The organism is Candidatus Methanoperedens nitratireducens, from assembly GCF_900196725.1.
GTDB classification, from domain to species: Archaea; Halobacteriota; Methanosarcinia; order Methanosarcinales; family Methanoperedenaceae; genus Methanoperedens; species Methanoperedens nitroreducens_A.
The window spans coordinates 40194-64624 of sequence record NZ_FZMP01000219.1 but is presented as its reverse complement, the minus strand read 5'-3'; the positions used below and the strand labels follow the sequence as shown (position 1 = coordinate 64624).

At 47.9% G+C, this 24431-nt stretch carries 24 protein-coding genes and 1 pseudogene; 10 read left to right on the top strand and 15 right to left on the bottom strand.

Features of this window, described 5'->3' with window-relative positions; translation table 11 throughout:
• From MNV_RS19895 to MNV_RS16230, 3 genes and pseudogenes are all read left to right on the top strand, one after another.
• Positions 1 to 253, top strand: a pseudogene (locus tag MNV_RS19895) (hypothetical protein); the annotation flags it as partial.
• A gap of 227 nt (positions 254 to 480) precedes the next feature.
• Entirely contained in the window at positions 481 to 630 is a 150-nt protein-coding gene (locus tag MNV_RS19890) for a hypothetical protein (protein WP_179294036.1), read from the top strand.
• 70 nt (positions 631 to 700) lie between these two features.
• Entirely contained in the window at positions 701 to 1924 is a 1224-nt protein-coding gene (locus MNV_RS16230; protein ID WP_096206987.1) for a nickel-dependent lactate racemase family protein, read from the top strand.
• Positions 1925 to 1980: 56 nt separating this feature from the next.
• Here MNV_RS16230 and acs read toward each other — a convergent pair whose 3' ends face one another.
• From acs to hyfB (MNV_RS16190), 9 genes are all read right to left on the bottom strand, one after another.
• The gene (gene acs / locus MNV_RS16225; RefSeq protein WP_096206986.1) at positions 1981 to 3930 is read right to left on the bottom strand and encodes an acetate--CoA ligase; all 1950 of its coding nucleotides are present in this window, start codon (positions 3928 to 3930) and stop codon (positions 1981 to 1983) included.
• Positions 3931 to 4009: 79 nt separating this feature from the next.
• Positions 4010 to 4444 carry a universal stress protein gene (locus MNV_RS16220; RefSeq protein ID WP_096206985.1) on the bottom strand — a complete coding sequence of 145 codons (435 nt, stop codon included), beginning with the start codon at positions 4442 to 4444 and terminating at the stop codon, positions 4010 to 4012.
• Entirely contained in the window at positions 4441 to 4929 is a 489-nt protein-coding gene (locus MNV_RS20325; protein ID WP_218838053.1) for an NADH-quinone oxidoreductase subunit B family protein, read from the bottom strand. The genes MNV_RS16220 and MNV_RS20325 overlap by 4 nt, the downstream gene beginning before the upstream one ends.
• Positions 4926 to 5264: a 4Fe-4S dicluster domain-containing protein gene (locus MNV_RS20320; protein ID WP_218838052.1), complete on the bottom strand. Its 339-nt coding sequence runs from the start codon at positions 5262 to 5264 to the stop codon at positions 4926 to 4928. Before MNV_RS20320 ends, MNV_RS20325 begins: the two co-directional genes overlap by 4 nt.
• Before the next feature lie 8 nt (positions 5265 to 5272).
• Positions 5273 to 6946: a hydrogenase large subunit gene (locus MNV_RS16210; protein WP_096206984.1), complete on the bottom strand. Its 1674-nt coding sequence runs from the start codon at positions 6944 to 6946 to the stop codon at positions 5273 to 5275.
• A gap of 6 nt (positions 6947 to 6952) precedes the next feature.
• Positions 6953 to 8407: a hydrogenase 4 subunit F gene (locus tag MNV_RS16205; RefSeq protein WP_096206983.1), complete on the bottom strand. Its 1455-nt coding sequence runs from the start codon at positions 8405 to 8407 to the stop codon at positions 6953 to 6955.
• A gap of 4 nt (positions 8408 to 8411) precedes the next feature.
• Positions 8412 to 9071: a hydrogenase gene (locus MNV_RS16200; RefSeq protein WP_096206982.1), complete on the bottom strand. Its 660-nt coding sequence runs from the start codon at positions 9069 to 9071 to the stop codon at positions 8412 to 8414.
• Position 9072: 1 nt separating this feature from the next.
• Positions 9073 to 10023, bottom strand: coding sequence for a respiratory chain complex I subunit 1 family protein (locus tag MNV_RS16195; protein WP_096206981.1), 951 nt, complete (start codon positions 10021 to 10023; stop codon positions 9073 to 9075).
• The gene (hyfB, locus tag MNV_RS16190; protein ID WP_257000096.1) at positions 10024 to 11922 is read right to left on the bottom strand and encodes a hydrogenase 4 subunit B; all 1899 of its coding nucleotides are present in this window, start codon (positions 11920 to 11922) and stop codon (positions 10024 to 10026) included.
• Positions 11923 to 12346: 424 nt separating this feature from the next.
• Here hyfB (MNV_RS16190) and MNV_RS16185 point away from each other — a divergent pair, with 424 nt between their 5' ends.
• Positions 12347 to 13009, top strand: a complete 663-nt coding sequence (locus MNV_RS16185; protein ID WP_096206979.1) for a SatD family protein — start codon at positions 12347 to 12349, stop codon at positions 13007 to 13009.
• A gap of 203 nt (positions 13010 to 13212) precedes the next feature.
• Here the strand turns inward: MNV_RS16185 and hyfB (MNV_RS16180) are convergent, their stop codons facing one another.
• Together hyfB (MNV_RS16180) and MNV_RS16175 are read right to left on the bottom strand one after the other, a co-directional pair.
• Positions 13213 to 15246 (bottom strand): hydrogenase 4 subunit B, encoded by a 2034-nt coding sequence (hyfB, locus tag MNV_RS16180; RefSeq protein WP_096206978.1) that lies wholly within the window; start codon positions 15244 to 15246, stop codon positions 13213 to 13215.
• A gap of 87 nt (positions 15247 to 15333) precedes the next feature.
• Positions 15334 to 15732, bottom strand: coding sequence for a universal stress protein (locus MNV_RS16175; protein ID WP_179294035.1), 399 nt, complete (start codon positions 15730 to 15732; stop codon positions 15334 to 15336).
• A 203-nt stretch (positions 15733 to 15935) separates the two neighbouring features.
• Between MNV_RS16175 and MNV_RS16170 the strand changes: the two genes are divergently transcribed.
• Positions 15936 to 16937, top strand: a complete 1002-nt coding sequence (locus tag MNV_RS16170) for a phosphate uptake regulator PhoU (RefSeq protein ID WP_096206976.1) — start codon at positions 15936 to 15938, stop codon at positions 16935 to 16937.
• Between the two features lies 1 nt (position 16938).
• Here the strand turns inward: MNV_RS16170 and MNV_RS16165 are convergent, their stop codons facing one another.
• The 4 genes from MNV_RS16165 to ahcY all read right to left on the bottom strand — a co-directional run bounded on the left by MNV_RS16165 (position 16939) and on the right by ahcY (position 20688).
• The gene (locus tag MNV_RS16165) at positions 16939 to 17736 is read right to left on the bottom strand and encodes an inositol monophosphatase family protein (RefSeq protein WP_096206975.1); all 798 of its coding nucleotides are present in this window, start codon (positions 17734 to 17736) and stop codon (positions 16939 to 16941) included.
• Positions 17737 to 17808: 72 nt separating this feature from the next.
• Entirely contained in the window at positions 17809 to 18327 is a 519-nt protein-coding gene (locus MNV_RS16160; RefSeq protein WP_096206974.1) for an adenylyl-sulfate kinase, read from the bottom strand.
• Between the two features lie 16 nt (positions 18328 to 18343).
• Entirely contained in the window at positions 18344 to 19432 is a 1089-nt protein-coding gene (locus MNV_RS16155) for a phosphotransferase family protein (RefSeq protein ID WP_096206973.1), read from the bottom strand.
• Positions 19429 to 20688, bottom strand: coding sequence for an adenosylhomocysteinase (ahcY, locus tag MNV_RS16150; protein WP_257000094.1), 1260 nt, complete (start codon positions 20686 to 20688; stop codon positions 19429 to 19431). Before ahcY ends, MNV_RS16155 begins: the two co-directional genes overlap by 4 nt.
• 123 nt (positions 20689 to 20811) lie before the next feature.
• Between ahcY and MNV_RS16145 the strand changes: the two genes are divergently transcribed.
• From MNV_RS16145 to gltA, 5 genes are all read left to right on the top strand, one after another.
• The gene (locus tag MNV_RS16145) at positions 20812 to 21183 is read left to right on the top strand and encodes a hypothetical protein (protein WP_096206971.1); all 372 of its coding nucleotides are present in this window, start codon (positions 20812 to 20814) and stop codon (positions 21181 to 21183) included.
• 189 nt (positions 21184 to 21372) lie between these two features.
• Positions 21373 to 22041 (top strand): HhH-GDP family DNA glycosylase, encoded by a 669-nt coding sequence (locus MNV_RS16140; RefSeq protein WP_096206970.1) that lies wholly within the window; start codon positions 21373 to 21375, stop codon positions 22039 to 22041.
• 102 nt (positions 22042 to 22143) lie between these two features.
• Positions 22144 to 22527 (top strand): hypothetical protein, encoded by a 384-nt coding sequence (locus MNV_RS21550; RefSeq protein WP_257000093.1) that lies wholly within the window; start codon positions 22144 to 22146, stop codon positions 22525 to 22527.
• Positions 22527 to 22988: a sulfide/dihydroorotate dehydrogenase-like FAD/NAD-binding protein gene (locus MNV_RS21545; protein ID WP_306453661.1), complete on the top strand. Its 462-nt coding sequence runs from the start codon at positions 22527 to 22529 to the stop codon at positions 22986 to 22988. Before MNV_RS21550 ends, MNV_RS21545 begins: the two co-directional genes overlap by 1 nt.
• The gene (gene gltA, locus MNV_RS16130) at positions 22982 to 24355 is read left to right on the top strand and encodes an NADPH-dependent glutamate synthase (RefSeq protein WP_096206969.1); all 1374 of its coding nucleotides are present in this window, start codon (positions 22982 to 22984) and stop codon (positions 24353 to 24355) included. Before MNV_RS21545 ends, gltA begins: the two co-directional genes overlap by 7 nt.
• Positions 24356 to 24431: the final 76 nt, after the last annotated feature.

Here is a 24431-nt window from a genome sequence, read left to right as displayed (position 1 = left end):
GGTCAAGCATCCACAGACAAACGGAAAAGTGGAAAAGTGGTATGATCTTTACGAGAAATACAGATCAGAATTCAAGGCGTTTGCTGATTTTGTGAAATGGTACAACACAGTTCGATTTCATGAGAGCCTGGATCAAAAGCACTTTCTTCAGACTCCTGAGAATGCTTTTTGGTCAAGGCTTCCTGTAGAAAGCAAATTAAACGTCTTTCTAAAACGCATGGAGGCTGAAATAAATGTCTTTGGAAGAATTTAAAAGTATAGAAGACCTTTATAAGGCCAAAACATTCGGGACTATACATTAATCCTGCAGACCCTGTCAAAATAAAGAGTAGACCAGTATCCGCTAAAATAATGTTCCTGGCTATTTTTAACCGATTATATTTTCATGTTATATAATAAAACATATATAATTTAAATACATATGTATTTATAACCCCCATATACATATATATTATGTCGATGGGCTGAAATTGAGGAGAAATGAAAGAAACAGTAAGAGTTAATGGTTACAATATAGCAGATATGAAAGCAAAGGATTGGAACTTCTATGCCGCAGGAAGAGCAATTGACAGGAAGACGGCTCTTCAGGTCATGCATATTGGTATTGAAGTTACTGCGGAATTAAAATAAGGTTGCCGGATATCGCAGGAAAAAGGACGAGTGCAAACGTATAAGTTATTTTTATGCGTTCTAGCGCTGTGTGTTGTACAAGCTGCCTTTCGGTAAAACAGAGACCGTAGTAAATATACCTTCAAATTATCAGGTCAGGCTCTTAAGACCGGACAACATAGCTTCAGTTCCTGATGGGATAAAAGAGATAGAGAGAGCGCTTGGGAACCCTGTTAACAGCAAACGCTTATCGCAGATCGCAGAACTGGGCAAAAATGCCGTTATAATCGTCAGCGATACGACGCGCCCGACCCCAACGGCAAAACTGCTGCCGCCTCTGATATCAGAATTAAAAGCGGGCAGGGTCGAGGATATAACCGTAGTTTTCGGGCTTGGCATCCACAGGAAGCAGACCGAAGAGGAGAAAAAAACCATACTGGGAGAATTGTACGGCAGGGTAAAGAGCATAGAGCACAACGTAACTGATTGCGTCTATCTTGGCACTACGTCGCGGGGTACGCCTGTGGAGATATTCAAGCCTGTAGCGGATGCCGATATCGTGATATGTACAGGGACTATCGAGTTCCATTATTATGTCGGCTATTCCGGCGGCGCAAAGTCCATACTTCCGGCGGTCTCTTCAAAAAGGAGCATAGATGCGAACCACGCCCTGATGCTTGACCCTAAATCGTGCGCAGGCAGGCTTGATAGCCCTGTAAGGGAAGATATTGAAGAAGCGGCGGAATTGATAGGCGTTGATTTTATCCTTAATGCGGTGTTGAACGAGAGGAAGGATATCATATTCGCATCAGCAGGAAATTATATAGATGCGCACAGAAAAGGCGCTGCGTTCCTTGATAGAATGTCCAAGGTCAGGGTGGAGCCTGCTGATATTGTAATCGTCTCCCCGGGCGGCTGGCCCAAGGATATAGATATATTCCAGTCACATAAAGCGCTTGAGCATTCAAAAAATGCAGTGAAAGACGGTGGTTCTGTCATCCTCGTCGCAGAGTGCAGGGAAGGGTACGGGAACCGTGTTTTTGAAGAGTGGCTGGGATCCAACCGGGAAGAGGTAATAGAGAGATTCAAGTCCGGGTTCGTGATGGGAGGGCATAAAGCGGCTCTCATAGCGTCTCTGGCAAAGAGGGTTGATCTGTATCTTGTATCTTCGCTGCCTGATGAAATGGTCAGGAAAGCGTATTTTATCCCGGCGGCTTTGCAGAAGGCTCTGGAAATGGCGCTTCGGAAACACGGCGGTGATGCCAGGTTCATTGTAATGCCGTATGGCGGCTCAATGCTGGCTGCAGGTGATTGAATTCAAGATATGCCTGTCTTTATTAATCCGTACGTATCCGTGAAAATCTATCTTACTTATTCTCTCTCCCTCACCAGCACCTCGACCACCGACGGGTCAGCCAGAGTGGTAATATCCCCTAGCTCTTCAACATCCCCGAACGCTATCTTCCTCAGTATCCGCCTCATTATCTTACCCGACCTTGTTTTGGGCAGGGCGTCCGCAAATTGCAACTTATCAGGTTTTGCGATAGGACCTATCGTATTCCTGACATGCTCCACAAGCTCTGCCTTTAGTTCCTTTGTGGCTATAACGCCTTCCTTAAGCGTGATAAAAGCGTATATCGCCTCTCCCTTTATATCATGGGGAAACCCGACCACAGCCGCTTCCGCAACCGCCGGATGGGATACAAAAGAACTTTCTATCTCCGCAGTTCCGAGCCTGTGCCCCGAAACCTTGATCACATCGTCTACCCTTCCCATTATCCAGTAATAACCATCCTTATCTTTCCTGGCGCTGTCCCCTGTCTGGTACAGTCCGGGGAACTGGCTGAAATATTTCTCTTTAAATTTCTCATGACTGCCGTAAACAGTCCGCATCATCCCGGGCCACGGTTTCCTGATAACGAGCTGCCCACCCTCATCGACCGCAGCCTCCGTGCCATCAGGTTTCACGACCATCGGCTCAATCCCCGGGAACGGTAACGTTGCAGAACCGGGCTTGAGCGGTGTTGCGCCCGGCAGAGGCGTAATAAGTATCCCGCCTGTCTCGGTCTGCCACCAGGTATCCACAACAGGACACCGCCTGTTACCTATCACGGTATAATACCACATCCAGGCTTCTGGGTTTATCGGCTCACCTACCGTGCCAAGGAGCCTGAGACTTGAAAGGTCTCTTCCTTTCGGCCATTTGTCTCCGCTTCTCTCAAGAGCCCTGATGGCAGTAGGTGCAGTATAGAAAATCGTAACTTTGTATTTCTCCACCAGTTCCCAGAACCTGTCAGGCTGCGGATAATTGGGAACACCCTCAAACATCAGAACCGTCGCGCCGCTTGCAAGAGGTCCGTACACCGTATAGCTGTGACCTGTTATCCAGCCGCAGTCTGCAGTGCACCAGTATATATCTTCATCGCGGTAATCGAATATCCATTTGAACGTCTGCATGACAAATAGCAGGTATCCGCCTGTAGTATGCAGCACGCCCTTGGGCTTTCCCGTGCTCCCGCTCGTGTACAGGATGAACAGCGGGTCTTCGGCATCCATCACCTCGGCTTTACAATCCCCGCCTGCACCTGCCATTTCCTCATGCCACCAGAAATCCCTGCCTTTTTTCATAGTTATCCTGCTGTTAGCGCGGTTATAGACTATCACGCTCTCAACTGTGCTATCAAGCGCCCTGTCAACGCTCTCCTTAAGAGGGATGGTCTTGCCCGACCGGAGGACCGCGTCCGCTGTGATTACCATTTTGCATGCGCTGTCGCCAATACGCTCCCTGAGCGCCTCTGCGCTGAACCCGGCAAATACCACGTTATGGATGGCCCCGATTCTCGTGCATGCAAGCATCGATATTACAAGCTGCGGTATCATGGGCATGTATATGGCAACCCTGTCGCCCTTTTTGATGCCTCGTTTCTTCAAGACGTTCGTGAACTTACAAACTTCTTCGTGCAACTGTTTGTATGTGTAGCTCGCAGTATCTCCCGGCTCTCCTTCCCACAGAATGGCTGTCCTGTCGCCCCATTCCGAAAGATGCCTGTCAAGACAGTTGTAGGAGACGTTCAGCTTCCCTCCCTCAAACCATTTGCATATGAACTTTTCAGTGTCCCACGAATAAACGTTGTTCCATTTTTTAAACCAGGTAAGCTGCTCTGCCTTTTCCGCCCAGAAAGAAACAGGGTCTTTAATAGAGCGGTTATAAATCTCTCTGTATTCTTCGAGGCTTTTTATATACGCTTTTTTACTGAATTCTGCGTGGGGATTGAAGATTCTCTTTTCCTCAAGTAAGGATTCGATTGTATTCTCAGCCATTCTGACTCACATCCCTTGATTTAATAGATAATTATTAAAATAGATTGCTGTCGAAATAAAAAATTTAATGCGTTCGTGTTTATCGCGCCACCAGCACCGTACACTTCGCTTTCCTGACCACTGCTTCCGCTACATTTCCAAGCTCTGGATTTATCTCAGACTCGCCCCTGCCTCCCAGAACGATGGTATGCACCTTATACTTCTCTGCTGCGTCAAGAATCGCTCGTGCGACCGTATCCGCCAGCGCGCCCATCTTCGGCATCCGCTGCATGCTTACCCCGACCAGTATCTTTTGCACGTCAACGCCCATCTGCGCGCCGGTCTCGACGACGTGGTTCAATACCTCTTCGCCTTTAGCTACAAGTTCCTCACGCTCCGAGTCTTTCCTGCCAACAGCCACATAGATAGCAGCCATGCGGATGTTATATGACTTTGTGATCTTCATGCCGGCGATCTCAGCCTTCTTTGCATAGTCCGAGCCGTCCGTAGCTACAAGTATCTCGTATCTTGTCATGCTTTTACCCCGGTTTTTCTTATTTTCTGCTCGAATTTATCCATCGCTACCATCAACCCGAATATCACAGCCTGCGGCCTGGGCGGACACCCGGGTATGTACACATCTACAGGGATGAATTTATCAACACCGCCGCCGCTTGCGTACGTATCCCCGAATATGCCTCCGTTGCATGCGCACGACCCCATCGCAGCCACAAGCTTTGGCGAAGGCGTGGCATTATATGTCTTAAGGAGAGCAAGTTCCATGTTCCTCGTCACAGGTCCGGTTACAAGCAGCATGTCCGCATGGCGCGGAGAGGCGACGATGTGCACACCAAAGCGTTCCATATCGTATATCGGGTTTGAGAGCGCTGTCACCTCGACCTCGCAGGCGTTGCATGAACCCGCATCCACCTCGCGTATGTGCAGGGAGCGCCCGAACATATTATTTATTTTCTCATTGAGACGCTGTCCCATAATCTCGATCTCATTTTCCACGGTCATATTTTCCTCCGGATAATCGTCTGAAGGTCATCCTTTGTCTTTGATGCAAGCTCATACTCCTGTGTGAGCCTGACCGCACCATAAGGACAGACCTCTTCGCACCTGCCGCAGAATATGCATCCGCAGTACGATAATGTAAGTGCTTCCTCGCCTTCCGCTTTTTCAAGGCTTATCACGCCCGGCGGGCAGGCACTGACGCAATCGCCGCAGTACGCGCATCTGTCGCCTGAAAGCTCCGGTTTCCCGCGAAATCCCGGAGGCGCGATATCAGGCACCGCAGGATAACCCGTCGTTACTATACCTGCCCTGAATCTTCGTTTCAGTATTTCAAGCATTTTCTCACCTACATATCATTGCCCGAATAGGACAGGCTCAGGCTCTTATTGATTATCGGAAAATCAGGGACAATATTATCAAGTACTGCATACTCTATCGCAAGCCAGTTGCAAAATGACGGGTCCCTTACTTTGCATCTCTCTATCCTTCCTCCCTCCGTCCTTACCCAGTAAATCGTCTCTCCCCTGGGCGCTTCGGTGTAGCCAAGCGCGCAGCCGTCCGGGATATCTTTGACCCCGGTTTTAACAGCCCCTTCAGGAAGAGACCAGAGAGCCTGCTCGATTATCGCTATTGATTCATGAACCTCATCAGCCCTTACCCTCGTCCTTGCGTACACGTCGCCGCTTTTGTGCGTTTGCACTTTAAAGTTAAGTTCACGATAAGCCGCATACGGATGGTCGCGCCGTGTATCCCTGTCCATACCCGAAGCGCGCCCTGCAGGTCCAACAACATGCAGTTCTTTCGCAATGTCATTATAGATTCGTCCCGTTGTCTCTATCCTGTCCACAACCGATGGCATTTCCATGAGTAGCTCCATCAGTTTCCTGAATTCCTGCTGGAATGTTGAGAGCTTAAGTAATATCTTATCCTTCTTATCACCGATATCCCGGCGCACGCCTCCGATGGTGTTCATCCCCCGGAGGAGCCGGCTTCCGGTAACGTATTCATTCAACTGCAAAAGATCTTCTTTAAGCCTGTTAGCCTGGGCAGCCCCGAACGCGAATGCTACATCGGTCGCTATTCCTGCAATATCTCCCAGGTGATTGTACAGGCGCTCATGTTCAAGCAGGATCGTCCGTATGTATTTTGCGCGGGGTGGGAGCTCAACACCTGCTATTTTTTCGATCGCCTGGCAAAACGCAACAGCATGCGCCACCGAGTTATCTCCCGATATTCTCTCTGCAAGGAAAACAGCCTTATCGAATGGGATGCTCTCGAACAGCTTCTCAACGCCTTTGTGTGTATAAAAATGCCTTATTTCAAGGTTGAGTATCGGCTCGCCTGCAACGCTGAACCTGAAATGCCCGGGTTCGATGACCCCTGCGTGCACGGGTCCGACGGGTATCTCGTAAACCCCTTCGCCATCCACCCTGCGATAGACATATTCTCCCTTCACACGTTTTGGTTTTGTTTTAATATCAAAATCCTTTCGAAGCGGATATAAACCCGCATCCCAATCCTCAAAATGGATAAGGCGCCTCGGGTCAGGATGACCCAGGGGAACAAGACCGAACATATCCTGCATCTCCCGTTCATACCAGTTCGCAACAGGTATCGTTGAGGTAATAGACCTGTACCGGGGCGACTTTTCCTCGACATTTATTTTCAGGATAATGAACGCGTCTTCCCTGTCGCATGAAAAAACGTAGTGAACCCTGAAATGCCCGTCCTTTTTCCGTTCGTCCGTGGCAAATATTGAAACAAGAGGAATGTTAAATTGGTGATACAAGTAGTCGCATATTTTTACGTTCGCATCCTTTTTTATCGTAAGATATACCTCATTTCGCAGGACCGCTTCTCCTGTAATAAGCCCTCCGAATTCCTTTCTTACGGCGTCCACATATGCCATAACATTCGTATCTTTTTTTACCGTGAGATAGGTCTCATTAATTAATGCGGGATCTCCTATAACAAATTCTTTGAATTCTTTTTTGATCGTGTCAACGTACTGGCTTTTCATAGTATCTCACCTCACAACATTCACGACTTTCATAAGCATCTCATTAAAGAACGGAGGTATGTAGACACCGAGCACAAGCACGAAAACAATCAATATCGCCATAGCACCCAGCATCCATCTGCTCACGTCCCCGTTCTTTATTCCTGGCTGCGGCGTCCCGAATACCATCCTGCTGATATGATAGAAGAAGCCTGCAAATATCGTAATTATAAAGAAGAGGAAAAGGACTGAGGGAACTATATGCCCCTGCGAGAAACCCGCTGCAAGTATCGTGAACTCGCTGATAAATATACTGAATGGTGGTGAGCCTGTGATAGCAAGTCCCCCTATTATCAGCATCGTGCCTGTGACTGGCATTGATTTTACTACGCCAGATACCTTATCTATCTCCTTGGTCTCATGCTTCAGCAGCACATTTCCCGCGCCAAAGAACATGAACGACTTCGTCATTGCATGGTTGAACATGTGAAGTATTGCCCCGAAAACGCCGAAAACACCGCCAAAACCTATGCCGAGCGCTACTATGCCCATATGCTCCACGCTGCTGTATGCCAGGAGCCTCTTATAGTCTTCCTGCAAAAGGATGAAGGGCACTGAGATACCGATAGACAGGAGCCCGAACACTATAAGAAGGTTGCTTCCGAACTCCGTGCCTATGGATTTAGTGGCTATCGTATAAAACCGGATGATGCCGTACATTGCGCAGTTAAGAAGAACACCTGAAAGAAGTGCACTCACCGGCGTTGGCGCCTCGCTGTGCGCATCCGGAAGCCATGTATGCATGGGCGCAAGTCCGGCTTTTGTGCCGTAGCCGATAAGTATGAAAATAAAGGCAAGCTTCATTATGGTTGGGTCGAACTGGTCTGCGACTGCAAGAAGCGATGTCCAGTTAAGCGCCTCCCCGGACTCACCCAGTATCTTTACAGATGCATAGTACGTGAGTATGGTGCCAAAGAGCGCAAAAGTGATGCCCACCGTGCATATGATCATGTATTTCCATGCCGCTTCGACCGAAGATTTCCTGGAATAAAGTATCATCAGCAGGGCTGAGACAAGCGTGGTCATCTCGATCGCGATCCAGAGACCGAGGTTGTTCGTTACGCCCACAAGGAGCATGGTGAACATGAAGCTGTGGAAAAGGACATAGTACATTTTCAACCGTTTCATGTCAATGATATTGTGCTCGAACTCGTGTCCCATGTAGCCTGTAGAGTAGAGGGACGCAACAAAGCCCACTATAGAGACGATAAGGACGATAAACGCGCTGAAGGCATCTGCAAATAGTGCATCCTGCCATGTTACGATAATATCATGCCTGTAAACTTCAACTACGAGATCCATGCCGAGAAGAAGCGTGACTACAGAGCCGGTTATGCTTACGAACTCGACCTGTTTTCGCGTTTTTGTGAAAAAGCATAAGATGCCTGTGAGTACAGGCGCAAGAAGCAGGTATTCTATCATGTGCTCACCCTATCAATGTCTTAAGCATGTCGGTATCTATGCTCTCAAATGTTTTGTTTATCCTGAAGATCAGGATCCCCATGATAAGAACGCCTATCAGGACATCGAAGAATATCCCGAGTTCGACCAGCAGCGGCATCCCGTATGTCAGGGATATGGCGCCAAGGAAAAGCCCATTTTCCATGAGCAGGATTCCGAGCATCTGCATTATCGCTTTTTTTCGGCTTATCATGATGAACAGCCCGATGGATACAAGCGATATCGATGCTGAGAGCGCAAAGCTTGAAAGCTCAGTCCTGATGTTTATGGAGCGTACAAGATAATAGGAGATAACGACGAGCACGCCCCCGATTATGAGCGACGGTGAGATGTTCACATAGAGGGCTATCTCCCTTTTTACCTTTATTTCACGGATAATGTAAATAAAAATGTATGGTATCACGGCGGCTTTCAGTACCAATGTGAGAATGGCGACGATGTAAATATCCGATTTTCCTGTCGAATAAGCGACTATACCTGCCACTCCCGCCAGTAAAAAAGATTGTATCGCGAAAGCCCGCACGCAGGAATAAAGGCGCGTGGAACCAAGGATCATGAAGGTAGAAACAAGTATCAATGCGATAAGCAACTGCATCATCTTAGAACCGAAAACAAGCTCTGACATATTATCCTCCTTTTACAATAATGAACGAGATAAGAGCAAGGAACGAAAGCATGAGCGAGATCGATAATAAATTGGGAAGCCTGAACAGCCTCCATTTGGCGGTCGATGTCTCAACCAGTGCCATTAATACCCCGAGAACAGCCACTTTAATGATAATTACGATCAAGGATATCGCTATCCCGGCTGCACTCAGCTCCGAAGCTATGCCCCAGGGGAAGAAGATGTTAGCCAGCAGTGTGAAGACAAGCAATTGTTTCATCATTGCCCCGAGTTCGACTATCGCCAGTTGTTTTCCTGAGTATTCAAGTATCATGGCTTCATGTATCATCGTCAGTTCAAGATGCGTTGCCGGATTATCCACAGGTATCCTGCCCGTTTCCGCGATCGCGATTATGAACAGCGCAACAAATGCAAGCAGATGATACGGCGAGATGGCATCAAGACCCATAGATGATACAGTGCCTGAGATGACACTCAGGTTTGTCGTGCCCACGTTAAGCGCTATTGCGAATATCGAGAGCATCATAGCAGGCTCGACAAGGGATGCTACGAACATTTCCCTGCTGCCCCCCATCCCGCCAAAAGAGCTTCCTGCGTCCAGCGACGCAAGGGCGATAAAGAACCGCGCAAGGGCAAAAAGGTAAACAACCGCGATAAGGTCCCCTGCAAAGCTAAAAGGCATGTTCGAGATATAGACCGGGATGATAAGACCTGCCGTGAGTACCGCCACAAATGAGATTATGGGTGCTGCATGAAATATCCACGATACGTTCCCGGATACCACAGAGTCCTTACGAAGAAGTTTTGCGATATCGTAATAAGGCTGGAATATACCCGGCCCTTTTCGCATCTGGAGGAACGCCTTTACTTTTTTGATCATACCGCTTAAAAGCGGCGCAAGTGCAAGAATGATTATTACCTGGAAAATCACGATCGCAAATTGTGTGAGCATTTATCTGCCTCCTAATATCATGAACATGAAAAGAACGACCAGCACCCCGAAAATATAGGAAAGATATGCATGGATGCTTCCGGTCTGTACGGCTTTTATGGTTCTTGATTTGCCCAGGATGAAGCCGATGACAGGCGAATAGATATGCTGCTCGAATACCCGCTCTATCCTGGATTCGAACTTAAAAGATTCTTTAAGTTTCGGGGACACGGAATATGTTGCCTGTGTTTCATTGACGGGGCGGTAGATACTGGCAAGCCATATCTCTACAGGCTTGGTGAAAGCTGTACCCGTATATTCATTCCTCGACATGGAAACCGGCTGCCCGCATCCCCATGTTTCGTAGAGCACCCGATGTTCCTTCTTATAGAGATATAATATGAACGGAAGCGAGAGGCAAATGAACATCAGAAGCAAAAGAGCCGGCGTTGACATGGATATCTGACCGGCAGGCATGGAAATTGTCCCGAGTACCCCGAATGAAACGGAATGATACACGCTTGCATCCACTAATGTTTGCGATATCCTGTCAAGATATGGCAGGATATAGAACGGCAGGATACCCAGAAGAACCGATAATAATGCGAATATCCCCATGCCGATCAGCATTGGCATATTTACTTCTTTCGCATGCTCTGCATGTTCACTGCGCGGAAGCGCTAAAAACCCTATGCCGAACGCTTTCAGGAAACAGAATGCTGCGAGCGCGCCTGTAAGTGCCAGCGCTGCTGCGCCGACCGGCAGGGCGATCCTGGTAAATGTATCGTTTAAACCGAAGCCCAGGAGCAGAGACTGGAGGGTCAGCCACTCGCTCACAAAACCGCTAAATGGCGGCAGTGCAGAGATAGCCAGTACCCCTATCAGGAAAAGGACGGCTGTGACGGGCATCTTTTTTATTAGACCGCCCAGCTTCTCGATGTTCTTTGTGTGGGTAGAGAACATTATGGAGCCTGCTCCCATGAACAACAATCCTTTAAATACGGAATGGTTTAACAGGTGATACAGGGCCGCTATTATCGCTATTGCTGCAAGACCGGGGCTTGCGCTTGCGAAAAAGATCATCGAGGCTCCCAGCCCGATCAGGATTATCCCGATGTTCTCTATGCTGCTGAACGCAAGCATCCTTTTGATATCCGTTTCAACAACTGCGTATATGATCCCTGTGAGCGCCGATATCGCGCCAATGGCAAGTACGAGGAATCCCCACCATAGCACCCCGGCGCCAAGGAAATCGAAGAAAACGCGGATAAGCATGTAAATCGCAGTCTTTATCATCACACCCGACATTAGCGCCGAGACGTTGCTTGGGGCTGCCGGATGCGCGTATGGAAGCCAGATGTGAAGTGGAACTATACCCGCTTTTGCGCCAAAACCGATGAGGGCGAAGAGGAACACGAGGTCTTTGAGCATTGGCGGCATCGATGCCCCGGCTGCGCTGAACTTGCCAAAATCAAAGCTGCCGCTTGCGCCTGCCATGATAAGAAAAGAAAGGAGTATGAAACCAGTCCCGATATGGGTCATCACAATATAGATGAACCCGGCTTTTCTTGTTTCCGGCTTCTCATGCTCGTAAACCACGAGGAAATATGATACTACGGACATCAGTTCCCAGACTATCAGGAACATGAGGGCGTTCCTGGCAGTGACCACAAGGATCATTGAAAGAATGAATATGTTATACAGGAAACCGAAGCTGCCGATATTCTTTTTTCCGAAGTACTCTTCTACATACCCTATCGAGTAAATCGAGACCGCAAAGACTGCGATGGATATCACAAGAATGAAGAACGCAGCCAGCCTGTCCGCAAAAAAGCCAAATTCCAGAAACGATGAACCCGGGAGCGTGAGAGTAAAAGTTTCACCGAAAACTACCGACAACGAGAAGATGATCCCGACAATTGACGCGACGGCTGCGCTCAGGAACGGAACACGGGCGCAGAGATTGTTTTTTTGTTCAGGATGATAGAAGCTGCCGCGCCAACAAGATAAAAGGCAACAAGCCCTGTAAATAAACCTGTATATACCATAATCACCACCTTCGATCTATTGATTATCGCATTACGTTTTTAAGAAAGAATACAAACGCCATTTTAATACCAGCTTTTAAATTTTATTCCATGAACGACAGGGCCTCCCATTACCTTACTGTTTGTATTTAAGGTTAACCATAAAAAATCACAAATTAGATATTGATTATTAATGTAGGATTTTGCCTGGTAAGAACAAGGTCATTTGGAAGTACGAAATGTTAATATAAGTGTAATGACTTATAATACACTATAATAAGCTTGTAAGCTTATATTTAATTGAACTACAGCCATTTATGAAAAACCGAAAAATCTATGCAGCCCTCACCGGCGATCTGATCGGCTTCACGAAATTTGAAGAGAAACAGCGATTTGAGATTCTATCGCTCCTTAAAGACTCTTTCAAGAAAATCCCGCGCAGGATTATTGCATCGCCGTTCGTGATATATCGCGGGGACAGCTTCCAGGGTGTAATATCCATGCCGCAGGAAGCCATGCGGGCTGCAATAATCATCCGCGCCGGTCTGCTGTCAAAATTCAAGCTAAAGACCGCGCGCCTTGATGCCAGGATAGCGATCGGTTTAGGAACAATAGACTACCTTCCGCCAGGAAACCGGGCAGGAGAAGGGGATGGCGAAGCCTTCAGGAACTCGGGCATTGAGCTTGACAGGATGAAAAAGGCGGAGCGGAATTTAACCGTAAAAACACCCTGGCAGGAGATAGATGATGAATTGAGAACCGAGTGCGCGTTGCTTGATACGCTGATGCAGCGATGGACAAAGGAACAGGCTGAAGCGATCCTGTATTATATTCAGGGATCAACACAGGAAGAAATAGCTAAAACCCTGAAAATATCCCAGCCCGCGGTATTCCAGCGTCTAAGGATAGCGGGATACCGGGCTGTGCAGGCAGCTCTGGAGAGATATGGAACGCTCATCGAATATAAGGTTAGAACATAATAATTATGAAAAATAAGCTTGGAGGCTTATAATGGTCACCAAGATTGAAACATCTTTGCTCATCCGCCTGATAATTGCGCACCTGCTTGCCGATCGCGAAAAGTTGGAGAGTATGTTCTTATCGGAACACTGCTCAGTTTTACTATTGCGATCATAGTCGGGTTAATTGCAAGCGTGTTTTTATTTTAAAAATGTTGAAAGCATCATCCCCCGCTTCCCACATATATCAGCGCTATGATCAGCGTGATAAGTATGTAAAGCAGGTACGTCTGGATATATCCTGTCTGTATGACCCTGAGTATCCTTGATGCCGTAAGCGCAAGCCATATGACCGGCGCGTAAAGATACTTCTCGAATATCGGCTCAACCTGCGTATCAAAGACCATCCTCTGCTTAAAATACGGCGAACCCGTGTAAGTGGTCTGTATTTCCCTGTGAGAGCGGTAGATATTGCCGAGCCACATGCGTATGGGCTTTGAGAACGCGGTTGCAGTATATTCGTTCCGGGCTGCAGACACAGGCTGCCCGCATCCCCATGTCTCGTATTTTACGGTCAAAGTCCTGCCTCCGATAAGAAGCGCGAGTATGAACGGCAGGGGGATAAGTATGATCAACAGGAAAAGCATCATTGTTGTGGAAATGCTCCCTCCCAGGGGACTGAACGTACCAAGCCACAGGCTGAATGAGATATCCTTTGCGATATTTATGCCCACAAGCGGAGCAGTTATTGTATCAAGAAGCGGTATAACATACTGGGGGAATATCCCGAGCACTACGCAAAGGAGTGCAAGAAAACCCATACCTGAGAGCATGGGGAAAGGGACCTCTTTTGCATGTTCAGCGTGCTCGCTGCGGGGCAGCGCAAGGAAGCTAATCCCGAAAGCCTTGACAAAACATGCCGCTGCAAGCGCACTTGTGAGCGCAAGCACCGCCCCACTGAAGAGCACTATCATCTTGGCGATGTTATCGCTAAGGTTCACTCCAAATAGCTGTGACTGGAACGTAAGCCATTCGCTCACGAAGCCGTTAAAAGGCGGAAGCGCGGATATCGATATCGAGCCTACCAGGAAAAATAATCCGGTCCACGGCATTTTCTTTAGCAGGCCGCCCATCTCTTCGATATTCTTCGTATGCGTCGAATAAATAAGAGAACCTGCGCCCATGAATAAAAGAGCCTTGAACACCGCATGGTTCACCAGGTGGTAAAGACCTGCTATCAGTGCGAACGCCGCAAGCGCAGGCTGCCCTTCAGACATGAAAATGATGGATATCCCTACCCCGATAAGTATTATCCCTATGTTCTCAACGCTGTGGTAGGCGAGCAGGCGTTTTATATCGTGCTCCATGAGCGCATACATCACACCGAGGAGCGCAGAGACCGAAGCGATGATCAATATCAGCATGCCCCACCAGAACTCTTTTGCTCCCAGGAACTCGAATGATACCCTGATAAGCCCATAGATAGCGGTCTTTATCATCACACCCGACATCAGCGCCGAAACGTTGCTCGGTGCTGCGGGGTGCGCGTATGGTAGCCAGATATGGAGCGGAACAATGCCTGCTTTGGTGCCAAAGCCTACCAGCGCCAGCAGGAACGCTGCATCCCGCATCCAGGGAAGAAGGCTTCCCCCGGATGCCCGGAACGCATCAAAGCTGAAGCTTCCTGCCGCGCTTCCGAATATGAGAAATGAGAGTATGATAAAGCCTGTGCCGACATGCGTCATAAGGATATACAGATAGCCTGAACTCCTTGATTCCCGTTTCTCATGCTCGTAAGTCACGAGGAAATAGGAACTTATGGACATGACCTCCCAGACTATGAGGAACATGACTGCGTTGTTGGCTGATACGACCAGCAGCATCGAGAGTATGAAGAGATTATATAAAAACCCCAGCAGTCCTGTGCTCTTTTTGCCATAGTATTCCCTTGTGTACCCGATAGAGTATATGGAAACCGCAAGGGCTGCAAGGGAAATTACCGCGATGAAGAAAGCAGACAGCCCATCGATGAACAGGCTCAGGTCAGTTAATGGGATAAGACCCGGAAGCTTGATACTGACCGGACCTGAGAGTATCACGGAAAGCGCTCCGCCAAGTCCCAGGAGGGATGCAGCTATCGAGCATCCGTAGCTCAGTAAGGTGCATGCGCGCAGCCTGCTGTTCAGAATGACAGCGATAATTGCGCCAAGTATGTAGAATCCGAATGACGCCTCAAAAATATACTGCGTATTTAGCATGTAGAATCAGTCCAAGCATTCGAACTGGCTTATTTTGATAGTGAGATAGCTATATAAGCCAATCGGTTCTTGAAAAATAATTAGCCCTCATCTCGCTACAAGCACAGTGCATTCCGCGTTGCGCACCACGTTTTCAGCAACACTTCCGAGGAGCACGCGTTTAAGTCCCTTCTTCCCTTCAGAGCCGACCACTATGGTATGCACGTTCAGGCTCTTTGCGACATTGAGTATGGTTTCTGCGGGGCTTCCTACCTTGAGGATCTTTTGCACCTCAACACCCATTGTTTTACCGTCTTCGACGACGCCATCCAGAACCTGCTCGCCGTAGCGTATGATTTTCTCACTTTCATCCTCGGACTTGACCTGCGCCACGAACAGGGCTGCCATCCTGATATTGTAGGACTTAGTTATCTTAAGAGCTGCCATCTCGGCTTTTTTTGCTGACTCCGAGCCGTCAGTTGCCAGAAGAACTTCAACTCGCGCCATGGCACGGTGATACATCCACAAAGAATATTAAGCTTTGTATGCATTGAAATTTTTTCGGGACTACACAATGGATTGAAATTTTACTTAACTTGAAAATCTCTTTTTCCGTTTATTTTCCCTGATCGATGGCCTTACCTGAAAAAAGTATATATTTTTTTCAATAATCTATATATACCATCAACTATCAGTAGAAAACGATTGACATGGAAGCACGTAAAGTTTACGTAAGCGGCGGCTCTACCTATGTGATCTCGCTGCCCAAAAAATGGGTTAAGAAGACCAACCTGAAGCCGGGAGACTCCCTGGTAGTCACGGAGCAGGGCAGCTCATTATTGATCGAGACCAGTGTTATTGAAAAAGAGTCAAAAACGAAGGAGATCAGGATCTCACAGGTGGCATCAAGCGAAGCTCTTGAACGTATATTGATCGCTTTTTATCTTGTAGGTTATGATACGATCAAGATAAAGCTTGACAGGAAGAACCATCTTGCATACAGGGAGAGCATACGGAATATCCTGGACTACCTGATAGGCGTGGAAATAGTCGAAGACACCAACGAAGCAATGACACTTGAGATAATGCTGGATTACAAACGCATGAGTACAATGCAGATACTCCAGAGGATGTTTTCCATAGACAGGTCGATGATCCTTGATCTTGCCAAGGCGTTAAAAAACAGGGATATCGGGCTTGCTAAAGATATAATAGTACGAGAGAAAGAGATCGACAGGCTCTACTTTTTAGTTGTCAGGCAGCTTAAGAGCGCGGTGGAATACCAGCAGGTAGCGGAAAAACTCGGGATAGAATCCCAGAGGGATTGCCTTGGTTACAGGATAGTGGTAAAAGTCCTTGAAAGGATCGCCGACCATATTGAGATAATAGCAAAAAGTTACATCCAGTTATTTGAGGTCCAGAAAGAAACACAACTGGACGAGTTTATAGAACTCACCAATAATATGGTCGCAACTTTTGAAAAATCGGTCCAGGCGCTATTCACAAGAAACGGTGAAATGGCTGAAACGGTTTTTCATGAACTGAAAAAAGTTGAGAAGTCCCATTCCGATATTTCAGAAGAATTATTCAAAATAGAGGATATCCAATCCGCCATCCTGATGAAAACGATGCTTGACAGCCTTGGGAGAATAGCAAGCTACAGCGGAGATATTGCAGAGGTAGCTATCAATATGTCAACGGAAGTGTCCTGATTCATATAGCCAGGGTTCTAACAATCCTGTCGCGCAGCTCACTGTTTTTTGTTCCTATAATCGATAATCCGGTCACACGCACATCATTGGCAACGGGCTTTCCCCCAAGATCGGTGAGCCTCCCGCCCGCTTCTTTCAATATCAGCGCAGATGCCATGATATCGTAGCCGCTTACAAGCCCCCGTGTATCAATAACCCCGTCAAGCGTCCCGTCAGCCGCATAGCACATATCCAGCGCGATGCTGCCAAGCGCCCTGATTATGAGCGATTTTCCAAGCTCGACCAATCCGGGCGGGACATCTGGTACGCCGTATGAATACACAGATACAACAGGTTTTAATCTTGTTCCCCGCCTTTCGTTCTTTATCGGTTTGCCGTTGAAAAAAGCGCCTTTTCCTTGCTCGGCGCAGTAAGTATTTCCCTGTATATCGCAGATAACTGCCATGCTGATATCGTCGAACGTGGCTACATCCGTTTTTTCCGTGTAAGCAAGGGAAGTGCAGAAAAAAGGGATGCCGCATGTTGCGTTTGTAGAGCCGTCGATAGGGTCAAAAACAAGCATGAACCCGGGCTGCGTCCCGACCACGCGGTCGCCGAGCTCCTCGGATATTATCCTTGCAGAGAGATCGCGGGCAAGAAGCGCATCATCAAGAGCATGTTCGGCAGCCATATCCATCTTGCGCGTTATATCCTTTGCCCTCTGCACGATCATTTCTCCGTAATCCACGTTCTCTTTGATGTATGAGCATATCACATCCCTGACCTCGGTCCCTATTTCGATTAAAGTTTCAATCTCCATGTTCTCCTCCACGTACTTATCTCTCCGGGGACTCAAAAGATGCTTCGTCCTGATTATTTTTAAAAAGAGTGATTATCGCATCAGCACTTTCCTTGCACTCTCATCCGGAGTCATTTTATCGCTATCGATAACGATTTCAGGGTTCAGGGGTTCTTCATAAGGTACATTGACCCCGGGAACGGCTGCTCCGGGCATGGATGCTTTTTTGTAAATACCCTTAGGTGAAAAAATAGCTTTTCTATGCGCTTCGCGCTCCATACATAACTCAATAGGGCACCGGATAAACACCTCGGCGAACTCCGGGATTATTTTGCGCGCAGCGTCGCGATATTTTCTTCTGTTCGCCGTCGCGTCAATAAAAACGTTCACGCCGCATTCGGTCAGGAGTTTTGCCATATACGCAAGAGAAGCATAGACTATGTCCCTCTCTTCATCGGTATATTTCGGGTCCGGGGTAAGAACCCTGCGGATCTCATCAAGCTGGAGGATTTTGACCTTGATGCCTTCTTTCTTGAGAAGAGCTGCCGTGCGCGATGCAACCGCTGTTTTTCCGCTTCCCGGAAGACCCGTGAACCATACTGCGAAAGCCATTTTCACCTTACGATATTTACGATATATATGAATTCACGTTCTGGTAATTAAATTCTTCACTGTCCAGAACGTTATATATAAAATTGAAAAGCTTTTTCCTGACGGACGGCTCAAGGCTGGGGTACCATATTGGACTTGCCACTACAAGGCTCCTGAACACATAGAAAGGCTGGATGACTTTCAGAAGTTCGTCGTCATGCGTCCTGTCAAGGTAATTCTTGAAGAAAAGCTCGTATAATTCCCGGAACGGTCCCGCAAGCTCCCCATATTTTTGAAGGGAATAGAAGAGATAGTTCATAGTTATGGATGAAACATCATCTGCTGCCTCTCCCCACTCGCCGCGGCTCCTGTCCAGTAACGTGAAATCCGCGCCCTCGCGGAACATAATATTCCATGGATGGAAGTCGCCGTGGGTCATGCACAGCCGATGCGCTTTCCCTTTTATCTTATAGCGCCAGCCAACGCATTTCTTCTCGATCTCGCAAAGGTCGTCCCGGCTAACAAAATCCAGGTTATCCGGGTAGCTGTCAGTCAGTCCCATTATGCATTCGCCATGTCCCACCGTGTCCCTTATTTTCCGGAGATACAGTTCGCGGTCGTCATGCTTGCTGGCATGTATCCGGGCAAGATAGGATGATAACGCCCCGGCTCTGTCCTTATCAAGCGAGATGAGCTTTCCGTCCTTTTTTATTCTCTCAAGGTCAAGGAAATACTCCTTTCCCTCGATCTTTTCCATTAAAATGAAATATTCCTCAGCCATTCCTGTTGAGAAAAGCCTTCCCTCGCCGGTGAAGTATCCAACGTCAAGAGAGCGTACATGGTCGGGCAGTTTACTAAAAACCGAATGCTGCCATATCAGGATCTGCGCACGGTCTGAGAAATGGTCGTGCCCGAAGCCTTTCTGAACGCGCATTGTTGAAAGAACCACGGAGTTCGTTTTGCCATTCACCTCAAATTCGATGAGGTAGGGCTTCCCGTAACCAAATCCTTTTATTCCCTCTTCAACTTCGACAGGTATACCGCCAAGCTCGCTGATGCCTGTGACTTTTGCTTTTCCATATAGTCCTGATAAATAGTCCTCAACGTCTTTTTTCTTTAATATCATGTTCCCAGAGTCCATGAATGGAGATATTTATCCTGCTCCTCTGTCAGGGTCTCTATTTCAATGCCCATAGCCTCAAGTTTGAGTTTTGCCACTCTGCTGTCGATCTCAGCAGGAACCCTGTAAACCTGGTTCTTAAGTGTCCTGCCTTTCTCATTTATGTACCTTACTGCAAGCGCCTGGTTCGCAAAACTCATGTCCATGACCTCAGGCGGATGCCCGAACGCGCTTGCAAGGTTCACGAGCCTGCCTTCTGCAAGCAGGTAAATCCTGCGGTCATCCTGCATGACGTATTCCTGCACATCGTTCTTTATCTGGTTGACTTCCTTTGATAACTTTGTAAGCTGCGGGATATCGATCTCGACATTGAAATGCCCTGAATTGCACACTATCGCCTGGTCCTTCATCGCCTGGAAATGCTCCTTACGAATTACAGATATATCGCCCGTTACTGTTATGAACAGGTCCCCGATTTTTGCGGCTTCCATCATTGGCATGACCCTGAACCCGTCCATGACGGCTTCCAGAGCCTTTCTCGGTTCAACTTCCACCACGACCACATTTCCTCCAAGTCCCCGCGCCCGCGACGCAACACCGCGACCGCACCAGCCGTAACCTGCTACGACGATCGTTTTCCCTGCGAACAGTATATTTGTGGCGTTCATTATCCCGTGTATGGTGCTTTGCCCTGTACCGTAACGGTTATCGAACATCATCTTTGTCTCGGCATCATTCACTGCGATCACAGGATACTTAAGTGCACCATCTGTAGCCATAGCGCGCAGCCTTATCACGCCAGTGGTTGTCTCTTCACATCCGCCTTTGATGTCTTTTATAAGCTCCTGGTGCTTTGAATGGACAAGCGCGATGGTATCAGCACCGTCATCAAGCGTGACATGAGGCTTGATTTTGAGCGCCTCTTCAAGACACTCATAATATTGTTTCTCGTTCTCCCCTTTTATCGCAAAGGTTTTTATTCCTCCGGAAGCAAGTGCGGCTGCCACATCATCCTGAGTGCTGAGCGGGTTTGAGGCTGTGAGCGCGATATTAGCACCCCCGGCTTTGAGTGTATAGATAAGATTCGCGGTTTCAACAGTCACATGAAGGCATGCAACTACATTGACACCCTCAAGCGGTTTTTCGCTCTCGAACTGTTCCTTGATCTTCTGGAGGACCGGCATGTGTCTGCGTGCCCATTCGATACGCTGTTTACCTGCCTCTGCGAGGTTTATATCTTTTATTATATAATCTTTCATCATAATCCCTGTTTCCTAAAACGGACATAAAATGCCTGAGATTGTTATTAATTGTTTCTATTTCTACATGTAATTTTCAGTTAACTTTAGCCAAAAGTTAAATAGAATGTGCTTTAAGTATAGACTATGCCCGCTGAAAAGATACCTGGCTGGATAGAACGCTTGTTATTACCTAAGCTCAGTGAGATTAGCGGCGATATCAAATCTTTGGATGTTAAAATAGAGAGCCTCAGAAATGAGACTAAGACAGAGATTGAAAGTCTTAGAAACGAGACTAAGATTGAGATTGAAGGTCTTAGAAAAGAAATTGAGAGCAACAGAAAAGAAATGATATCTAAATTTCAGGGTCTGGATTATAGATTTGAAGGCATGGATCATAGATTTGAGGCAATCAATACAAGGCTTGACTCTATAGAAATGCGTATTCCGGTTATTGAAGAGATAACGGCTCTCAAAATTAAGATTGCAGATATTGAGAAAAAGCTTGCTGCGGCATAGCTTATTATAAATTTGTGCCTAATAAATGCACTGCAGGTTTCCCCGGAACTTCTTTTTAATATGCTTCTATGCAGGCACCATGTTGGAGTGAGACTTTGCTCTACAGCTTGTTCGACCCTGGCAATAACATAGCACAAAAAACAATATTTTGCGATAATCTCATGGTGGCTAAAGATCATAAGTAAATTAATGAGCAAGAGAGAAGCAATCGAGCAGCTCTTAAAGGAATGGGGCAGCAGGTTTTCCACTGAATTGGGTATCAACATAGATTCAGGCAGCTCCGGAGAGATATTCAAATGGTTCCTCGCCTCCATTCTTTTCGGCACAAGGATAAGGCAGAGCGCAGCCATGCAAACCTATCGTGAATTCAAGAAAAGAGGAGTGCTTACGCCTGATGCTATCCTCAAGACAGGCTGGGACGGTCTTGTACAAATACTTGATGCAGGCGGGTATGCACGCTACGATTTCAAGACGGCAACAAAACTGCTCGGTATATCAGAGATGCTAAATAACAGGTACAGCGGCGACCTGAACCGCCTGCATGAAGAAGCCCGTGACCCTGGGGACCTGGAGTCAAGGCTCATGGAATTTAAAGGCGTCGGCGAGGTAACGGTGAACATATTCCTTCGGGAACTGAGAGATATCTGGCAAAAAGCCGACCCGATACCGGGGGATACGGTGATTATTGCTGCCCGTAAACTGGGACTTACCAGCCTGGAGGGACACACTGATGAAGAGAAGAGAAAAATCCTCGAAGAGCTTAAAAGACTCCTGGAGCAGGCTGCCCTTCCCTATTGTTTTTCGGATTTTGAAGCGGCTCTTGTCAGGTTCGGGACTGAGATTCGACGAAGGAAATAAATTTTCTGTTCACATCACATAAAACCTTAAAGCGCCAAAAATAAAATAGAAAAAACCAAAGCCTTTTTGTATCAAAGTTCATTTTAAGCCAGAAGGAGAATCATGCCATTTAAAATTTTAAAAAAACAGGAGCTTGTACCAACAATACATTTAATGGACATAAGCGCTCCGCGTATAGCTAAAAAGGCACAGCCTGGACAATTCGTCATCCTGAGAATAGACGAAACCGGAGAGAGGATACCGCTCACAATCGCTGATTTTGACAGGGAAAAAGGAACCGTAACAACTATTTTCATGGTAGTCGGCAAGACGACGATGCAGCTATCATCACTGAAAGCAGGCGGCGAACTGCGGGACTTTATAGGACCGCTTGGGAATCCTGCACATATCGAAAATGAAGGTACCGTACTGTTAGTCGGGGGTGGCGTCGGGGTTGCGCCCATTTTCCCGCAGGCTCGGGCTTCAAGGAAGCAGGCAACAGGGTAATCTCGATCATCGGGGCACGCAGCGCTAACCTTCTCTTATGGGAGGAAAGGATGCGGGGAGTAAGCGATGAGCTTTATATCACCACGGATGACGGGACGAAAGGTCATCACGGCTTTGTCACCGATATTATCAAGAAGCTGCTCGAAGGCGGAACAAAGATTGATAGGGTTGTGGCTATCGGTCCGCCTGTAATGATGCGCTCGGTGGCAGGAGTGACAAGACCATTCAATGTCAAAACGATAGTCAGCCTGAACTCAATTATGGTTGACGGCACGGGGATGTGCGGCGCGTGCCGCGTGCTTGTTGGCAACGAAACGAAGTTCGCATGCGTGGACGGACCTGAATTCGATGCACATCTTGTGGATTTCACCCTTTTGATGAACCGCCTTGCCATGTACCAGCCTGAAGAGAAGCTTGCGGTAGAAAAGCACAAGTGCAAGAGGGAGGGATGCACATGTTAGGGCGCCAGAAAATGCCGGAGCAAGACCCTGCGGTCAGGAAATCGAATTTTAATGAGGTGGCGCTGGGCTTTACAGAGGAACAGGCGGTAAAGGAGGCAAAACGGTGTCTCCAGTGTAAGAAACCCTCGTGTATGAAAGGCTGCCCTGTTGAAGTGAAGATACCTGCCTTCCTGGATCGTGTTGCAAAGGGCGATTTTGACAGCGCGATAAAAGAAATAAAGGTCGATAATGCGCTTCCCGCTATCTGCGGGCGTGTATGCCCCCAGGAAACGCAGTGCGAGCAAGCCTGTGTGTTAAGTAAAAAAGGGGCATCGGTCTCGATAGGAAGGCTTGAACGCTTCCTTGCCGATTACGAGCGCAAAAGAGGGGCGGAAATCCCAACACTTCCGAAACCCACAGGAAAGAAGGTAGCGGTAGTTGGCTCAGGACCTGCCGGATTAACAGCAGCCGCAGACCTTGCAAAGATGGGGCATTCGGTCACAATATTCGAGGCGCTTCATGAAGCAGGAGGCGTTCTCATATACGGCATCCCTGAGTTCAGATTACCCAAGGATATAGTAAGCGCCGAAGTGGAGTACGTAAAGAAGCTCGGAGTGAACGTTCTTCTTGATTCGGTCATCGGCAAGATAGACACCGTAGATGAGTTGCTCTCCGAGTTCGATGCCGTGTTCCTGGGAACAGGCGCAGGTCTTCCTGCTTTCCTGAATATCGATGGAGAGAACCTGAACGGTGTATATTCCGCGAACGAATTCCTGACCCGCGTGAACCTCATGAAATCCTACAAATTCCCCGAATACGATACGCCCGTCAAGAAAGGAAAGCGCGTGGTCGTGGTAGGCGGCGGCAATGTGGCGATGGACTCAGCCAGGTGCGCCCTGAGGCTTGGGGCTGAGGAAGTTACTATAGTTTACCGCCGCGGGGAAGAGGAGATGCCTGCACGCGCCGAAGAAATAGAGCATGCCAGGGAAGAAGGCATCAAGTTCCGGCTTCTTACGAACCCTGTCAGGATAGTCGGCGATGGGAAGAACTGGGTGACGCACATTGAATGTATCAACATGCACCTGTGCGAGCCTGACGAATCCGGCAGATGCAAGCCTGCGCCGACGCCCGGAACCGAGCATATGATCGAGGCTGATGTTGTGGTTATAGCAGTCGGCACATCGCCAAATCCTCTTGTGCCGCGCACAACGAAGGGGCTTGAGGTCTCAAAGCACGGCACTGTGATCGCAAAAGAGGATGGAGCGACCACTAAAGAGGGCGTGTATGCCGGCGGCGATGCGGTGACGGGCTCGGCGACAGTGATAAGCGCTATGGGTGCAGGGAAGAAGGCGGCAAGGGCGATAGATGCGTATTTGAAAGGGAAATAATTCTCTAATTTCCCTTCCGTTACTTTGGCTGGAATGCTTTTGCAGGGCAGCAAAAAACTAAATACAATCTGCTACA

Coding starts and splice junctions, on each gene's coding strand:
- MNV_RS16205 (WP_096206983.1), bottom strand. CDS start 8,407: ATGATAGAATACCTGCTTCTTGCGCCTGTACTCACAGGCATCTTATGC.
- hyfB (WP_096206978.1), bottom strand. CDS start 15,246: ATGCTAAATACGCAGTATATTTTTGAGGCGTCATTCGGATTCTACATA.
- gltA (WP_096206969.1), top strand. CDS start 22,982: ATGTTAGGGCGCCAGAAAATGCCGGAGCAAGACCCTGCGGTCAGGAAA.
- MNV_RS16200 (WP_096206982.1), bottom strand. CDS start 9,071: ATGTCAGAGCTTGTTTTCGGTTCTAAGATGATGCAGTTGCTTATCGCA.
- MNV_RS21550 (WP_257000093.1), top strand. CDS start 22,144: ATGCCATTTAAAATTTTAAAAAAACAGGAGCTTGTACCAACAATACAT.
- ahcY (WP_257000094.1), bottom strand. CDS start 20,688: ATGATGAAAGATTATATAATAAAAGATATAAACCTCGCAGAGGCAGGT.
- MNV_RS19890 (WP_179294036.1), top strand. CDS start 481: ATGAAAGAAACAGTAAGAGTTAATGGTTACAATATAGCAGATATGAAA.
- MNV_RS20320 (WP_218838052.1), bottom strand. CDS start 5,264: ATGCTTGAAATACTGAAACGAAGATTCAGGGCAGGTATAGTAACGACG.
- MNV_RS16165 (WP_096206975.1), bottom strand. CDS start 17,736: ATGGAGATTGAAACTTTAATCGAAATAGGGACCGAGGTCAGGGATGTG.
- MNV_RS16145 (WP_096206971.1), top strand. CDS start 20,812: ATGCCCGCTGAAAAGATACCTGGCTGGATAGAACGCTTGTTATTACCT.
- MNV_RS16140 (WP_096206970.1), top strand. CDS start 21,373: ATGAGCAAGAGAGAAGCAATCGAGCAGCTCTTAAAGGAATGGGGCAGC.
- MNV_RS16195 (WP_096206981.1), bottom strand. CDS start 10,023: ATGCTCACACAATTTGCGATCGTGATTTTCCAGGTAATAATCATTCTT.
- MNV_RS16220 (WP_096206985.1), bottom strand. CDS start 4,444: ATGACAAGATACGAGATACTTGTAGCTACGGACGGCTCGGACTATGCA.
- acs (WP_096206986.1), bottom strand. CDS start 3,930: ATGGCTGAGAATACAATCGAATCCTTACTTGAGGAAAAGAGAATCTTC.
- MNV_RS20325 (WP_218838053.1), bottom strand. CDS start 4,929: ATGACCGTGGAAAATGAGATCGAGATTATGGGACAGCGTCTCAATGAG.
- MNV_RS16185 (WP_096206979.1), top strand. CDS start 12,347: ATGAAAAACCGAAAAATCTATGCAGCCCTCACCGGCGATCTGATCGGC.
- MNV_RS16175 (WP_179294035.1), bottom strand. CDS start 15,732: ATGGCGCGAGTTGAAGTTCTTCTGGCAACTGACGGCTCGGAGTCAGCA.
- MNV_RS16155 (WP_096206973.1), bottom strand. CDS start 19,432: ATGATATTAAAGAAAAAAGACGTTGAGGACTATTTATCAGGACTATAT.
- MNV_RS16160 (WP_096206974.1), bottom strand. CDS start 18,327: ATGGCTTTCGCAGTATGGTTCACGGGTCTTCCGGGAAGCGGAAAAACA.
- MNV_RS16170 (WP_096206976.1), top strand. CDS start 15,936: ATGGAAGCACGTAAAGTTTACGTAAGCGGCGGCTCTACCTATGTGATC.
- MNV_RS16210 (WP_096206984.1), bottom strand. CDS start 6,946: ATGAAAAGCCAGTACGTTGACACGATCAAAAAAGAATTCAAAGAATTT.